This window comes from Streptomyces sp. NPDC091281 (assembly GCF_044757425.1).
In the GTDB taxonomy this organism is placed as follows: Bacteria; Actinomycetota; Actinomycetes; order Streptomycetales; family Streptomycetaceae; genus Streptomyces.
On the sequence record NZ_JBIVUY010000016.1, the window covers coordinates 42289 to 55690 of the forward strand.

General features: G+C 75.4%; 7 protein-coding genes and 1 CRISPR repeat array (1 of these 8 cut by a window edge). Of the genes, 6 read left to right on the top strand and 1 reads right to left on the bottom strand.

All coding sequences use genetic code 11. From position 1 onward, the window contains the following. The 3 genes from ACIQPQ_RS33290 (at window position 1) to ACIQPQ_RS33300 (ending at window position 3408) form a co-directional block, all read left to right on the top strand. On the top strand, window positions 1-1422 hold the full coding sequence (locus ACIQPQ_RS33290) for an ATP-binding protein (RefSeq protein ID WP_401311461.1): 1422 nt from the start codon (window positions 1-3) through the stop codon (window positions 1420-1422). Window positions 1423-1594: 172 nt separating this feature from the next. Beyond that, complete coding sequence (locus tag ACIQPQ_RS33295; protein ID WP_401311464.1) at window positions 1595-2860, top strand: ArgE/DapE family deacylase; 1266 nt, start codon at window positions 1595-1597, stop codon at window positions 2858-2860. Window positions 2861-2901: 41 nt separating this feature from the next. Then, window positions 2902-3408: a hypothetical protein gene (locus tag ACIQPQ_RS33300; RefSeq protein ID WP_401311467.1), complete on the top strand. Its 507-nt coding sequence runs from the start codon at window positions 2902-2904 to the stop codon at window positions 3406-3408. Window positions 3409-3510: 102 nt separating this feature from the next. Here ACIQPQ_RS33300 and ACIQPQ_RS33305 read toward each other — a convergent pair whose 3' ends face one another. Continuing rightward, window positions 3511-4755 (bottom strand): cation:proton antiporter, encoded by a 1245-nt coding sequence (locus ACIQPQ_RS33305; protein ID WP_401311470.1) that lies wholly within the window; start codon window positions 4753-4755, stop codon window positions 3511-3513. A 341-nt stretch (window positions 4756-5096) separates the two neighbouring features. On the opposite strand from ACIQPQ_RS33305, the gene ACIQPQ_RS33310 reads away from it, so the two are divergent. The 3 genes from ACIQPQ_RS33310 to ACIQPQ_RS33320 all read left to right on the top strand — a co-directional run bounded on the left by ACIQPQ_RS33310 (window position 5097) and on the right by ACIQPQ_RS33320 (window position 12796). Further along, on the top strand, window positions 5097-5477 hold the full coding sequence (locus ACIQPQ_RS33310; protein ID WP_401311473.1) for a hypothetical protein: 381 nt from the start codon (window positions 5097-5099) through the stop codon (window positions 5475-5477). Between the two features lie 71 nt (window positions 5478-5548). After that, entirely contained in the window at window positions 5549-7678 is a 2130-nt protein-coding gene (locus ACIQPQ_RS33315; protein WP_401311475.1) for a flotillin family protein, read from the top strand. 60 nt (window positions 7679-7738) lie between these two features. Beyond that, window positions 7739-12796 (top strand): DNA repair ATPase, encoded by a 5058-nt coding sequence (locus ACIQPQ_RS33320; RefSeq protein ID WP_401311478.1) that lies wholly within the window; start codon window positions 7739-7741, stop codon window positions 12794-12796. 44 nt (window positions 12797-12840) lie between these two features. Then, a CRISPR array of direct repeats spans window positions 12841-13402; the repeat unit is 28 nt; unit sequence GGTCCACCCCCGCACGCGCGGGGAGCAG (it continues 79 nt past the right edge of the window).

A 13402-nucleotide genomic window follows, 5' to 3' on the forward strand; every position in this document is an offset into this window, starting at 1 on the left:
GTGCCCGGCCGGGTCCCGCGCCGGCCGGGCGGGCGCCCCCGACTCGTCTCGCTGGGCACGACGTTCGCGGTGTCCTTCGCCGCGGTGACGGCCGCCGTCACCGTCCTCGTCGGCGTCCTGTCCTACAGCAGCGCCGCCCGGCTGCTCCGCTACGACCAGGAGACCGTCTTCGACGAGGTCGTGCAGGACCTGCGCGACGAGGTCCGCGACCGGGCGATGGACCCCGCCGACTTCTCCTCCGCCGCCCCCGGCCACGACATCGTCCGGCCCGCCCGCACCGACGTGCAGGTCCTCGGCCCGGACGGCGCGGTCGTCGACCCCGGCAGTCCGGGGCTCCCCGTACGGGACGCCGACCGCGAGACCGCCGCCGCCCCGGTCGCCGGAGACCTGATCGTCCACAAGGACGTCGACGTCGGCGACGACGTCTACCGCGTCGCCACCGTCGCCCTCGGCGGCGGCCGGGGCGCCGTCCAGATCGCGCAGGAGTTCAGCGACACCGAGGACCTGCTGCGCGCCCTCCAGCAGCGCACCCTGCTGCTGATGGCCGCCGTCGTCACCGCCGCCGGACTCTTCGGCTGGTGGCTGGCCCGCCGCATCACCCGCCGCCTCGTCGTCCTCACCGCCGCCGCCGAGAACGTCGCCCGCACCCGCCGCCTCGGCGTCCAGGTCCCCGTCACCGGCTCCGACGAGGTCGGCCGCCTCGGCCGCGCCTTCGACCGCATGCTCGGCCGCCTCGCCCAGTCCGAGGAGGACCAGCGCCGCCTCGTCCAGGACGCGGGCCACGAACTCCGTACGCCCCTGACCTCGCTGCGCACCAACATCTCCCTGCTCCGCCGCATCGACGAACTGCCGCCCGCCACCCGCGACGAACTCGTCGCCGACCTCGGCCAGGAGGCCCGCGAGCTGACCGACCTCGTCAACGAACTCGTCGACCTCGCGGCCGGCCAGTCCGACACCGAGCCGCCGCAGCGGGTGGACCTCGCCGAACTCGCCGAGGACGTCGCCGGACTCGCCCGCCGCCGCACCGGCCGGTCCGTCGTCGTCCACGCGAGCGGCGACACCACCACCGACGGGCGCCCCGGCATGCTCCAGCGGGCGCTCAGCAACCTCGTGGAGAACGCCACCAAGTTCGACCGCACGGGCCGCGACCCCGTCGAGATCCGCGTCACCGGCCCCGCCCGGCCCGGCCCGGTCCGCGTCGAGGTCCTCGACCGGGGGCCCGGCATCACCGAGACCGACCTCACCCGCGTCTTCGACCGCTTCTACCGCGCCGCCGACGCCCGCTCCCTGCCCGGCTCCGGCCTCGGCCTGTCCATCGTCCGCGAGGTCGCCCTCGCCCACGGCGGCGGCGCGTTCGCCTTCCGGCGGCCAGGCGGCGGCACCGTCATCGGCTTCACCGTGGGCGGCGCACCGGACGCCTGACCCGGCGACCTCCCGACGCCCCGGCGACACCCCGAGTGTGACGGCCGACGGCAGGGGTGCCCGGTGTGACGTGTCCGGAGGGCGGACACGGCGTATCCCCCGGCCGGGGTGAGCAGGTATGCCTGCGGGAACCGGCGGGAGCGGCCCGCCGGACGACGGAAGGAGCCGGGCTGTGCTGAGCGGACAGGAGGCCGCCGCGCTGGCGGCCGTGGACGAGGCGGCCGTCGCACGCACCCTCCAGGAGCTGATCCGGATACCCAGCGTCACCGGCAGCGCCGCCGAGTCGGAGCTCCAGCACGACCTCGCCGGACGCCTCGAACGCCTCGGCCTCACCGTCGACCACTGGCCCGTCGACCTGCCCGCCCTCTACGCCGACCCCGGCTTCCCCGGCCGGGAGGCCCCCCGCGAGGAGGCCTGGGGCGTGGTCGGCGAGACCGGCGACGGCGGCGACGGACCCACCCTGATCCTCCAGGGCCACGTCGACGTCGTCCCGCCCGGCGACCCCGCCGCCTGGGACGGCGACCCCTTCGTGCCGCGCGTCACCGGCGACCTCGTGCACGGCCGGGGCGCCTGCGACATGAAGGCCGGACTCGTCGCCCACCTCGCCGCGCTCGCCGCGATCCGGGACGCCGGGGTCCGGCCGCGCGGCCGGGTCGCCGCCCACTTCGTCGTCGGCGAGGAGGACGGCGGCCTCGGCGCCTTCGCCACCCTGCGGCGCGGCCACACCGGCGACGCCTGCGTCATCGCCGAACCCACCGCCGGGACCGTCATCACCGCCAACGCGGGCGCCCTCACCTTCCGCCTCACCGTCCCCGGCAAGGCCGCCCACGCCAGCTCCCGCGAGGCCGGGGTCAGCGCGATCGACTCCTACCTCCCCCTGCACGTCGCCCTCGCCCGCCTGGAAGGGGTCCGCAACCACGCCCCCGACCCGCTGCTCGCCGAGTACCCGATCCCGTACTCCCTCTCCGTCGGCACCCTGCGCTCCGGCGACTGGGCCAGCAGCGTGCCCGACGTCCTCGTCGCCGAGGGGCGGCTCGGCGTCCGGCTCGGGGAGGACCCGGCCGAGGCGCGCGCCGCCCTGGAACGCGTCGTCGCCGAGACCTGCGCCGCCGACCCCTGGCTGCGCGCCCACCCCGCGACGGTGACCTGGCCCGGCGGCCAGTTCGCCAGCGGCCGGCTGCCCGCCGGACATCCCCTGACGGAGACGGTGGGCCACGCGTACGCCGACGCCACGGGCGCCGCCGTCCCCCGCGAGCGCGGCGCGACCTACGGCAGCGACCTGCGGCTCTACGCGGCGGCGGGCATCCCCGCGCTCCAGTTCGGGCCCGGCGACATCGCGGTCGCGCACAGCGCGCGCGAACATGTGTCCGTACGGGAAGTGGTGGACGTGGCGCGGGCGCTGGTCCTCACGGTGCTGCGGACGGTCGGCACGAAGTGAGGCGCGCGGGTGCCGTCCGGACAGGGGACGAGGTGACGCGGGTGACGCGGGTGACGACGACGGTCGCGGTGACCGGGCACACCGACCTCGCGCAGGCGAGCGTGCCCCTGGTGCGGGCGGCGCTGTACGAGGCCCTGGAACGGCTCGCGCCCGAGGGCGGCGTACGGGGGCTGTCCTGCCTCGCCGACGGCGCGGACTCCCTCTTCGCCGAGGCCGTGCTCGCCGCCGGGGGCCGCCTCACGGCCGTCGTCCCGGCCCGCGACTACCGCCGCGTCAAGGTCCGCCCCGCCCACGCCGCCCGGTTCGACCGCCTGCTGGCCGCCGCCGACGAGGTCGTCGTCCTGGACCGCGACACGGCCGACCGCGCGGCGTACGAGGCCGCCAACGCCGTCCTCCTGGCCCGCGCCGACCTCCTCCTCGCCGTCTGGGACGGCCGCCCGGGAACCCCCGGCCGCCCCGGCGGCACGGCCGACGCCGTCGCCGCGGCCCGTGCGGCGGGGGTCCCGGTGGAGGTGCTGTGGCCGGTGGGCGCGGCACGGCGGGGGTGATGGTGCGTGCGCGCGGCGGGGGTGAGGAGGAGGTGGGTGCGAGGCGCCTCGGCGAGGGTGGCTCGGCGGGGGTGAGGCGGGGTTCCGGCGGGCGGGCGCCGTTCACCAGGCCTCCGAGTCCTTCGCCTCCGACGTGCCGTTCCCCGCCGGAGGCCCCGCGCCGGGGCGTGGGTCCACCCGGCCGCCCCGGGCCCGTAGCCGCATCGCGACGAGGGGGAGCAGGAGGACGGAGATGACGGCGGCGCCGACCAGGGAGGCCGCCTCCGTCGAGGTGATGAGCTTCTGGTCGGTGCCGATGGTGGTGATGGCCACGACGAGCGGCAGACATGTCGACGCGAGCAGCCCGAGGGCGGCGCGGTCGGCCCGCCCGAAGTCGCGGGGCGCCCACAGGCAGGCCGGGACGCCGCGCACCAGCAGGCAGAGCAGCAGGAAGCCGGGGACCAGCAGCAGCGCGCCGGGGTCGTGCAGCAGGGCGTGGAGGTCGAACTCGATGCCGGTGACGACGTAGAACAGCGGGACCAGGAAGCCGAAGCCCATCGCCTCGACCTTGCCGAGGACGACGCCGCTGGTGCCGGGCGCGGCGCGGTGCAGGACCAGCCGGGTCAGCACGCCTGCGGCGAACGCGCCGAGCAGCACGTCCAGGCCGAACACCTCGGCGAGCCCCAGCATGCAGGCGAGCAGCAGCATCACGAACCGCACCGCGAACTGCCCGCTGCTGTGCAGGGTCCCCTCCGCCAGCCGCCCGAACCAGGGGCGGCGCGGGCGCAGCGCCCAGAACACGGCCAGCGCGGTGATCGCGCCGAAGGCGATGAGCAGCGCGGCCGACTCGGCGGGCCGCCGCCCGCTCAGCAGCAGCGCGACCGCGACGACCGGCCCGAACTCGCCGACCGCGCCGAACGCCGACATCACCTGCCCGAACCGTCCGCCCAGCTCCCCGCTGTCGCGCAGCATGGGCAGCACGGTGCCCAGCGCGGTGCTGGTCAGGGCGGTGCCGATGACGACGCCCTCGTAGAAGGCGCCGCCGCCGATCAGCAGGCCGACGCCGAGTCCGAGCGGCAGCGCCACCAGCCACGCCCCGAGCGACCGGCGCAGGGTGTCGCCGCGGACGGCCGCGAAGTCGATCTCGTACCCGGCGAGGAAGATCAGCATGGACAGGCCGAGGTCGGCGAGGGTGTCGATGACCTCGTCCTCGTGCGCCCAGCCGAGCACGTCCGGCCCGATCAGCACGCCGAGCCCGATCTCGAAGATCACCAGCGGGATCCGGACCCGGCGGCCGGTGGCGTACACCAGCAGTGGGGCCAGCACGGCGGCGGCCATGATCAGCACGAGGGTGCCGGGATGCGTCACACGTCACCTCCACGCGCCATGCGCCCACTCTCGCCCGGCGGCCGGGCCCCGACCAGCAGGGATGGGCCGGGCCGGTGACGCGGCGGGGCGCGTCGGGGCGGCGGGCGGGGTGCGGAGACGGCAGCCGGCGGGGGCCGAACTCTGCCGGGTTCCGGCAGTGCGGGGCGGGCGCCGGGGTCGGCAGGATACGGGGGAGGGGAGCACGCACGACCGCTCCGGTACGTACCGCCGCCCGCCGGACCACGGGGGGCGGCGGTACCGGGGGCCCACGGGGGGCCGGGGCGCGAGCGCGGGCGGGACCGGCGCGGGACGACCGCGCGACTACGGGGGGTGTACGGACCATGGACGCGATCACGGGGGCCGCCACGGAGTTCCCCGCCTTCCTCTTCACCGTCGCGCTGATCGTGCTCGCCGGGTTCTGGCTGCTGGTCGCCGTGGGCGCCGCCGACGCGTACGCCTTCGACCAGGACGTGGACCCCGTCGTGTGGGGCCTCGGCGGAGTGCCGGTCGCGGTCTCCCTCTCCCTGTTCACCGGCCTGTCCTGGTCGGGCGCGCTCGGCGCGGGCCTGCTGCTGGACCCCGCCGTCCGGCCGGGCCCCGCGCACGCCGTCACCGACCTCGCGGTCTTCGTCACCGCACCGGCCGCCGCCTGGCCCGCGACCCGGCTGCTGGTCCGGCCCTGGCGCCGCCCCCACCCGGCGGGCACCGGACCGACCCGCTGACCGCCCCCGCCCTTCTTCTTCCGACTCCTGGGACGTTCCGCGCCCCTCCCTACCCGTCAAGGACGGTGCCGATGAATGCCATGACCCTGGGCGTGGGCGCGCTGGTCGTGCTCTGCCTGATCGCCCTGCTCGCCGTGCTCGTTCTGTCCCGGCTGTTCCGCAAGGTGGAGCAGGGCAAGGCGCTGATCGTGTCGAGGATGCGCAAGGTCGACGTGACGTTCACCGGGCAGGTCGTGCTGCCCGTGCTGCACCGGGCCGAGGTGATGGACATCTCGGTGAAGACCATCGAGATCACCCGCACCGGCAAGGAAGGCCTGATCTGCCGGGACAACATCCGCGCCGACATCCGCATCTCGTTCTTCGTCAAGGTCAACAAGAGCGTCGAGGACGTCATCAAGGTCGCCCAGGCCGTCGGCACGGCGCGCGCCAGCGACCGGGCCACCCTCCAGGAGCTGTTCCACGCGAAGTTCTCCGAGGCGCTGAAGACCGTCGGCAAGCAGCTCGACTTCACCGACCTCTACACCAAGCGCGAGGAACTCCGGTACCGGATCATCGAGGTCATCGGCGTCGACCTCAACGGCTACCACCTGGAGGACGCGGCGATCGACTACCTGGAGCAGACGCCCCTCACCCAGCTCGACCCGGCCAACGTCCTCGACGCCCAGGGCATCCGCAAGATCACCGAACTCACGGCCGTGGAGCACGTCCGCACCAACGAGGCGCAGCGCACCGAGGAGAAGGAGATCACCCGGCAGAACGTCGACGCCCGCGAGGCCATCCTGGAGCTGGAGCGGCGGCAGGCCGACGCCGAGATCAAGCAGCGCCGGGAGATCGAGACCGTACGGGCCCGCGAGGAGGCCGAGACGGCGCGGGTCGTCGAGGAGGAGCGGCTGCGGGCGCAGGGCGCCTTCCTGCGCACCGAGGAGCAGCTCGGGGTGCAGCGGGAGAACCAGGCGCGGGAGGTCGCCGTCGCCGCGAAGAACCGGGAACGGGTCATCGCGATCGAGAACGAGCGCATCGAGAAGGACCGCATGCTGGAGGTCATCGCGCGGGAGCGGGAGACCGAACTGACCCGGATCGCGGCCTCCAAGGAGGTCGAGGCGGAGAAGCGGGAGATCGCCGAGGTCGTGCGGGAGCGGGTCGCCGTGGACCGTACGGTCGCCGAGCAGGAGGAGTCCATCAAGAAGCTGCGCGCCGTGGAGGAGGCGGAGCGGCAGCGCCAGGCCGTCGTCATCGCCGCCGAGGCGGAGGCGCAGGAACGGCTCGTCAAGGACATCAAGGCGGCGCAGGCCGCCGAGCAGGCCGCCACCCACCGCGCGGCCGAGGAACTCACCCTCGCCGAGGCCCGGTTGAAGAGCGCCGAGCTGGACGCCCAGGCCAAGCTGCGGCTCGCGGAGGGCGTCCGCGCGGAGAGCGCCGCCGAGGGGCTGGCCGCGGTGAGCGTCCGCGACAAGGAGGCCGAGGTCGTCGAGAAGACGGGCCGGGCGGAGGCGGCGGCGGCCGAGGCACGGATGCGCGCGGAGGCGGAGGGCGGCCGGGCGAAGGCCCTCGCGGAGGCCGAGGGCGTCGGTGAGAAGCTCAAGGCCGAGGCGGCCGGACTCACCGAGAAGGCGGCGGCGCTGGCCGCGCTCGACGAGGCGTCCCGCGCCCACGAGGAGTACCGGCTGCGGCTGGAGGCGGAGAAGGACATCCGGCTCGCCGGGCTGGACGTGCAGCGGCAGGTCGCGGAGGCGCAGGCCACGGTGCTGGCGACCGGGCTGGAGAGCGCCGACATCAGCATCGTCGGCGGCGAGTCGGTCTTCTTCGACCGGCTGATGTCCTCCATCGCGCTCGGCCGCGGCGTCGACGCCTTCGTACGGCACTCCGACACGGCCCAGGCCCTCGCCGGACCGTACCTGGACGGCAGCGCCGGCCTCGCGGACGACCTGGGCCGCGTCCTCGGCTCGGTGTCGACGGCCGACGTGCGGAACCTGACGGTGTCGGCGCTGCTGATGAAGCTGATGCGGTCGGGCGGCGCCCCGGCCGGAGAGGTGCAGCAACTGCTGGACCGGGCCGGTGAGTTGGGGCTCGCGGACGCGTCGATCGGCTCGCTGGGGGACCTGGGGGCCCTGGGGGCGGGGGCCGCGCGTTCCTCGTCGGCCGACGCGTCCCCGGTGCCCGCCGCCCAGCAGGCGTCGCTGAACGGCGCCCCCAGGGACTGACGTTCCGACCCGACCGAGCGAACTGACGGCCCCGCGCGGCCACATGGAGAAAGGAGCCCCATGGCGACCGGGGTGGAGACGGGTGTGGACGCGGGGACGGGGTCGGAGGGGGCGGGGTCGGGCGGGCTGCGTACGGCGGGGCCGGGTGCTGCGGGGCCGGGTTCGGGTGCGGCGGGGCCGCTGGGGACGGGCGCGGCGCCATCGGGTGCGGGGCGTGCTGCGGCGCCGGAGGCGCGGCCGGACTCCCTCGACGCGGGCACGTACGACCTGCTCCGCGACCGTCTCGTGGCCCAGGCCGCCGAACTGGCCCGCCGGGCGGACGCGCTCGACCGGCGCCGGGTCGAGGAGTTCGGCTCGGTCGGCCTCGCCCTCACCGGCACCGACCGGCTGCGCACCGGCCGGGCCCGCGTCCCCAGGGACGTCGTCGCGGTGGGCGCGGTGGGCGCGGGTGCAGGTGCAGGTGCAGGTGCTGCGGGCGCCGAGGGTGCCGGGGGGAACGTACTCCTCCTCGGTGGCGACCCGGCGTCGACGACCGGCCCCGACACGACCGTCGGCGACGTCTTCACGCTGCACGACGGCGCCAGCCTGGCCCCGCTCCCGGAGGACGCCGTACCGGGACTCCTCGATGACCCGTCCTTCGTACGGGAGTTCGCGGCCCTCTACCGCTACTACCGCCAGGCGACGCTCCTGCGGCTGCGCCGGGTCGACGGCCGGCTGCTCGCGGTGTTCCGCACCGGCGAGAAGGACGCCGACATCCGCGTCCTGCGCTGGGCCGTCACCGACGACGGCCGGGTCTCCTTCCTCGACGCGCGCGGCGACCGCGACCACGTCCTGCCGCCCGCGCACGACCTCACCTGGACCCCGACGACCCGCGAGGACCACGTGCCGGGCCGCCACCCGTACGTCTCCGTCCTCGGCGAGGTCGCCGTCTCCACGGTCGGCGGCACCCTCACCGTCCGGACGGGCACCGGCAACGGCAACGCCACGGGCACGGGCTCCGGCACCGGCTCCGGTGCGACGGCGAACGGTGCCGGAACCGCCGCGCCGGAGGGGGAGTTCAGCGAGCCGGTCGACGAACCGCTCCAGTCCCTCGCGGACGCCGACCTCGCGTACGCCCGCGTCGGCCCCCTGATCCTGCTGCGCGTCCGCCCGTACAAGGAGGACACCGACCGCCACCTGGTCTGCAACACCCTGACCGGCGCGGTGGTCCGGCTGGACGGCATCGGCCGGGGCTGCCGCCGCCTGCCCGAGGACCAGGGCGTGGTCTTCCCCGGCGGCCACCTCCTGGCCACGGGCGCGCTCCACACGTACGACGTCGACGCGCGCGGCATGCGCTTCGAGCGCGAGGTGCGCTCGCCCGACGGCGAGGACGTCCTGTACGTCTTCCACGCGCCGGGGCGGGGCCGCACCCTGCTGCTGCCGTACCACCTGATCCGCAAGGAGGCCGCGGCGCCGCTGCTCTGCCGGGGCTGGGCGCTCGCCGACGACGGCACCCTGACCCTCCTGCGCGCCGAGGGCGACGAACCGGGCCGTACCCACCCGGTCCAGCGGTGGACGTCCCCCTTCGTCTCCGAGACCCACGCGGCGGCCCGCCCGATCGGCACCGGACCGCTGGCCCGGATCGGCAACGCCGACCTCGTCCGCGGCCTCGCCGACTGCCTCGCGGTCGCCCGTACGGTCACCGGCACCCCCGAGACCACGGCGGTCTACGCCGAACTCGCCGCCGCCTGCGCCCGGACCGCCGACGCCCACCACTGGCTGTCCGACCCCGGGACGGGCGACCTCGCCGAGCCGCTGGGGCTGGTCCGGGAGACCGCCGAGCAGATCCGCGCCGAGTACGAGAACGTCCGCGCCCTGACCCGCGGCGCCGCCGAAGCACTCGACGAGGCGACCGCCCAACTTGCGTCAGTGGTAAGGCGGTTGCGGGGCGAGGCGCCGCGCGGAGCCGCCGCCTGGGCGGCCGGACTGACCGACCTGCGCCGCGCGATCGGCCACCTCCTCACCCTCAGGGACACCCGCTACACGGACACCGCCCGCGTGGCCGGCCTGGCCGAGGAGGCCGCCGCCGACCTGGCCGCCTTCGGCCGCCGCGCGGTCACCCACCTGGCCCGCGAGGACGCCTTCACCGGCCACCACACCGAGGTGGAACGGGTGTTGGCGGAAGCGGGCGAGATCCGCACCGCCGCCGCGGCCGAACCCCTCGCCGCCCGCCTCGACGAACTCGCCGCCGGACTGGGCACGGTGACCGAGGTCGTCGCCGGACTCGACATCGCCGACGCCACCGTCCGTACGACCGTCCTGGAGCGCGTCGCCGACGCCCTCGGCGCGGTCAACCGGGCCCGCGCCGTCCTCGACGGCCGCCGCCGCGCCCTGCGCGACGCGGAGGGCCGCGCCGGATTCGCCGCCGAGTGGGCCCTGTTGGGCCAGGCGGTGTCGGCCGCCCTGGCGAGAGCGGACACTCCCGAGGCATGCGAAGAGCAACTGGCCTCGCTTCTGGTCCAGTTGGAGAACCTGACGGCGCGCTTCGCCGAGTTCGACGACTACGTGGACCGCCTCACCGAACGGCGCGAGGAGATCCACGAGGCGCTCTCCGCCCGCCGCCAGTCCCTGGCGGACGCCCGCGCCCGCCGCGCCGAACGGCTCGCCGAGTCGGCCGACCGCGTCCTGCGCACGGTGACCCGCCGCGCGGCGACCCTCCCCGACGCCGACGCCGTCACCACGTACTTCACCTCCGACCCGCTGCCAGCCAAGGTGCGCGGCACCACCGCCGAACTGCGCGCCCTGGGCGACCCGGTACGCGCCGACGAACTCGACGGCCGCCTCGACGCGGCCCGCCAGGAGGCCGCCCGCGCCCTGCGCGACCGCACCGACCTGTACGCCGACGGCGGCCGCGTCCTGCGCCTGGGCCGCCACCGCTTCACCGTGGCGACCGGCACCGTCGGCCTCACCCTCGTCCCGCACGGCGACGGCCTCGCCTTCGCCGTCACCGGCACCGACTACCGCGCCCCGGTCACCGACCCCGCCTTCGCCGCCACCCGCCCCTACTGGACCCGCCTGCTGCCCTCGGAGTCGCCCGAGGTCTACCGCGCCGAACACCTCGCCGCCCGCCTCCTCGACACCCACGGCCCGACCGCCCTCGCGGCCACCGCCGACCTGCCCGCCCTGGTCCGTACGGCGGCCGAGGAGGCGTACGACGAGGGCTACGAACGCGGCGTCCACGACCACGACGCCACCCTCATCCTCACCACCCTGCTCCGCCTGCACGAGGCCGCGGGCCTGCAACGCCACGAACCGTCCGCCCGCGCCACCGCCCACCTCTTCTGGACCCACACGGCCACCGAGGAGTCCCGCCGCGACTGGCAGCGCCGGGCACGTTCCCTGACCCGCGTACGGGAGGTCTACGGCAGCGCGACCGCGCTGGCCGACCTGCGGCGGGAGTTGGCCGCCGCCATGGCCGCGGACGCGACCGGCGACCCGGCCGCGGAGGCGGCAGCGGCGTACCTGCTGGACGAACTGACCACCGGCCCCGACGGCTTCGTCCTCGGCGAGGGACCGAGCCGCCTGCTGGCGTCGTTCCGCCGCACGCCCGAGGCGCGCGGGTACGCGGAGGACCTGGCCGCGCTGGACGCGTTGCCCGCGCGGCGGCAGTTGGCCGAGGCATGGCTGACGGCGTACGCGACCCACGCGCCCCCACCGGCCCCGTCGGACCTGACGGCCGGGGACCTGGCCGAGGTGGTGGCGGCGGAACTCTGCCCCGACCTGCCCCGATACGCGGGCGGCGAGGTCCGGCTGACGGAGACGGTGAGCGGCCTGCTGGGCACACACGAACGCGTGACGCCCGACGGGTCGTTGAAGATCCGCGTGGACGAACTCCTCGCCCGCACCGCCCGCTTCCGACACCACGAGGCCCCAGCGCACCGCGCGTACCAGCGCCGCAGGTCGGCGCTGCTGGCGGCCGAGGAGACCCGCCTCCGCCTCGACGACCACCGCCCGCGGGTCCTGCCGTCGTTCGTCCGCAACCGCCTGGTGGACGAGGTGTACCTCCCACTGATCGGCGACAGCCTCGCGAAGCAACTCGGCACGGCGGACGCGGCCGGGGGCGCCGCGGCCGGCGGTACGGGAGGTCTGCTCCTGCTGCTCTCCCCGCCCGGCTACGGCAAGACGACACTGATGGAGTACGTCGCCGACCGCCTGGGCCTGCTGCTGGTGAAGGTCAGCGGCCCGGCCCTCGGCCACCGCGTCACGTCCCTCGACCCGGCCGAGGCCCCGAACGCGACAGCCCGCCAGGAGATCGAGAGGATCAACTTCGCACTGGCGGCGGGCAACAACGTCCTCCTCCACCTCGACGACATCCAGCACACGTCCCCCGAGCTGCTCCAGACGTTCATCCCCCTCTGCGACGCGACCCGCAGGGTGGACGGCGTCCACGACGGCCGCCCCCACACCTACGACCTGCGCGGCAAACGCTTCGCGGTCTGCATGACCGGCAACCCGTACACGGAAGCGGGCACCCGCTTCCAGATCCCCGACATGCTGGCCAACCGCGCGGACGTCTGGAACCTGGGCGACGTCCTCACCGGCAAGGAGGACGCCTTCGCCCTGAGCTTCGTGGAGAACGCCCTCACGGCTCACCCGGTACTGGCCCCCCTGGCGGGCCGCACCCGCACGGACCTGGACCTGCTTCTGCGCCTGGCCGCAGGCGACCCCACGGCTCGCACCGACCACCTGACGCACCCCTACAGCCCCGCCGAACTCACCCCGATCCTGTCGGTCCTCCGCCACCTCCTCACGGCCCGCACAACGGTCCTGGCGGTCAACGCCGCCTACATCGCGTCAGCAGCCCGCACCGACACCACCCGCACAGAACCCCCCTTCCGCCTCCAGGGCTCCTACCGCACCATGCGGCGCATCGCCGAGCGCATCAACGCGGCGATGAGCGAGGCGGAGTTGAGCGCGGTGATCGACGACCACTATCGAGCGGAGGCACAGACGCTGGTGGGGGGTGCGGAGGCGAATCTGTTGAAACTGGGGGAGTTGCGGGGGACGTTGACGGGGGTGGAGGGGGAGCGGTGGGAGGAGATTAAGGGGGGTTATGTTCGGGGGCGGATGGGGGGTTGAGGAGTGGGGGTGGCAGCGCGGGCTTGTCCCCGTCCCTGCGAGCGGAGCCGTTTCTAGTCGGCGTGGGGAGCAGCAGGCGGGCCAGGACGGCCTCAACCGCACATCCGGTTCACCCCCGCACGCGCGGGGAGCAGGGGTCCGGGACGAAGTCGCCCTTGTGGAGACCGGGTCCACCCCCGCACGCGCGGGGAGCAGGTCCGCGGCGCCCGCTCTTTCACTTCCCGCTCGGGGTCCACCCCCGCACGCGCGGGGAGCAGTTCGTCTTCGGTGAGGCCACCCCAGATGCCGTGGGTCCACCCCCGCACGCGCGGGGAGCAGAGAGGGTCCGACGATGGCGAGGACGACAACCCCGGTCCACCCCCGCACGCGCGGGGAGCAGCTTCTCCGAGTACCCGGCGGTCGGCGCGCAGGTGGGTCCACCCCCGCACGCGCGGGGAGCAGCCGGCCTCCTGGTCCTCCTCGCCGCCGCGGTGGGGTCCACCCCCGCACGCGCGGGGAGCAGCCAAGGTTGCCCAAGGGAGTTCCCACCTGCGTGGGTCCACCCCCGCACGCGCGGGGAGCAGCGCACTGGACTGATCAAGATCACTCTTGCCCGGGGTCCACCCC

What these genes read in the sequence shown, in the direction of transcription:
- ACIQPQ_RS33310 (WP_401311473.1), top strand. Translation starts at nt 5,097, where the DNA reads ATGGACGCGATCACGGGGGCCGCCACGGAGTTCCCCGCCTTCCTCTTC.
- ACIQPQ_RS33315 (WP_401311475.1), top strand. Translation starts at nt 5,549, where the DNA reads ATGAATGCCATGACCCTGGGCGTGGGCGCGCTGGTCGTGCTCTGCCTG.
- ACIQPQ_RS33320 (WP_401311478.1), top strand. Translation starts at nt 7,739, where the DNA reads ATGGCGACCGGGGTGGAGACGGGTGTGGACGCGGGGACGGGGTCGGAG.